The organism is Pseudomonas sp. SDT291_1_S447 (assembly GCF_054070155.1).
This window is the reverse complement of record NZ_JBSVXS010000374.1, coordinates 1-253: the sequence shown is the minus strand read 5'-3', so window position 1 is coordinate 253 and position 253 is coordinate 1. Positions and strand designations below refer to the sequence as shown.

At 61.7% G+C, this 253-nt stretch carries 1 protein-coding gene; it reads right to left on the bottom strand.

Going from position 1 to position 253, the window contains the following annotated elements; genetic code table 11:
• On the bottom strand, positions 1-253 hold a 253-nt coding region (locus tag ACW9IR_RS29980), incomplete at both ends, for a hypothetical protein (RefSeq protein WP_457466223.1).

Sequence of the window (253 nt, the reverse complement as noted above, 5' to 3'; positions counted from 1 at the left end):
GTGATGGTGATGATGATCGGCGCCTTGCCTTCGGCCTGTTCCTGAGTCAGCGCAGTACTGAACACAAAGATGCCGCCCCAGCTTAGACGACAGACATCGCCCGCCGCCGCGAAGGGGTAGGGCGGGGTGCCGTCGGCCTTGCCAATGCTGATCGGCACGCCAGCGGCGACGTTGTCCTTGTCGATGCCGCCGTCAACGATCTCCTTGGGAATCGTCATGATCAGCTTGGAATGCCCGCCATCACCGTTGTCGT